At 41.3% G+C, this 1,334-nt stretch carries 1 protein-coding gene and 1 pseudogene; one reads left to right on the forward strand and one right to left on the reverse strand.

All coding sequences use genetic code 11. The features are described from left to right. On the reverse strand, positions 1-242 hold a 242-nt coding region (locus ACLNCN_RS04810), incomplete at its 3' end, for a MerR family transcriptional regulator (protein WP_424844742.1). Between the two features lie 196 nt (positions 243-438). Between ACLNCN_RS04810 and ACLNCN_RS04815 the strand changes: the two are divergent. Beyond that, positions 439-1,334: pseudogene (locus ACLNCN_RS04815) on the forward strand (sodium-dependent transporter); the annotation flags it as partial.

Raw genomic sequence — 1,334 nt, forward strand, 5'->3', positions numbered from 1 at the left:
TGCCTGGTCAAATGAGGCAATAAATCTTCTCTTTCTTCCTTTAATAGCTCTGCTATTTTTTCTAAAGAAAAACCTAGATATTTGTAATAAAGAATAACCTGAAGGCGTTCCAAATCCTCCTGACTATAGGTTCGATAGCCATTTTCCGACTTTAAAGGAACCAAAAGTCCTATCTTATCGTAGTGGTGTAGGGTCTTGACAGAGACGCCCGAAAGCTGCGCAGCTTCTTTTATATGGTACATGATTTCCTCCTTATACTCAATGAAAATCAAAGAGCAAACTAGGAAGCTAGCCGCAGGCTGTACTTGAGTACGGTAAGGCGACGCTGACGTGGTTTGAATTTGATTTTCGAAGAGTATTACATTGATAGTATAACCCCTCCCCCTAGGTCAGAGTCAAGCGTTTTTGCGAAATTTTTTACTTTATCATAACGTGAAAATGGTTTTCTTGACAGACCTTAGAAAACATGATAGGATAGTCAAGTCTATCAATCAAAAGAAAGGCTCATTTTGAGTACTGATGAGGCTATTTGCCAAGGGCAGTAGCTTTTTCTTTTGTAATACTAATTTTAGGAGTTTAACTATGTCTGAAAAATCGCAATGGGGTTCTAAACTAGGCTTTATTCTAGCATCTGCTGGTTCAGCTATCGGACTTGGAGCCGTTTGGAAATTTCCCTATATGACTGCTGCTAATGGCGGTGGAGGCTTTTTACTAGTCTTTCTTATTTCTACCATTTTAATCGGTTTCCCGCTCCTGCTTGCTGAATTTGCCCTTGGCCGTAGTGCTGGTGTTTCAGCAATCAAAACCTTTGGAAAACTCGGCAAGAATAGTAAGTACAACTTTATCGGTTGGATTGGTGCCTTTGCCCTCTTTATCCTCTTATCTTTCTACAGTGTTATTGGGGGATGGATTCTGGTTTATCTAGGCATTGAGTTTGGAAAATTGTTCCAAATTGGTGGAACGGGGGATTATGCTCAGTTATTTACTTCAATCATTTCAAATCCAGCCATTGCCCTTGGAGCTCAGGCAGCCTTTATCCTATTGAATATCTTCATTGTATCACGTGGGGTTCAAAAAGGAATTGAAAGAGCCTCAAAAGTCATGATGCCTCTGCTCTTTATCATCTTTGTCGTCATCATCGGACGCTCTCTCAGTTTGCCAAATGCCATGGAAGGAGTTCTTTACTTCCTCAAACCAGACTTTTCAAAACTGACCAGCGCTGGTCTCCTCTATGCTCTGGGACAATCTTTCTTTGCCCTCTCACTAGGGGTTACAGCCATGCTGACCTATGCCTCCTACTTGGACAAGAAAACCAATCTGGTCCAGTCAGGGAT

This window comes from Streptococcus sp. CL8.13 (assembly GCF_049737895.1).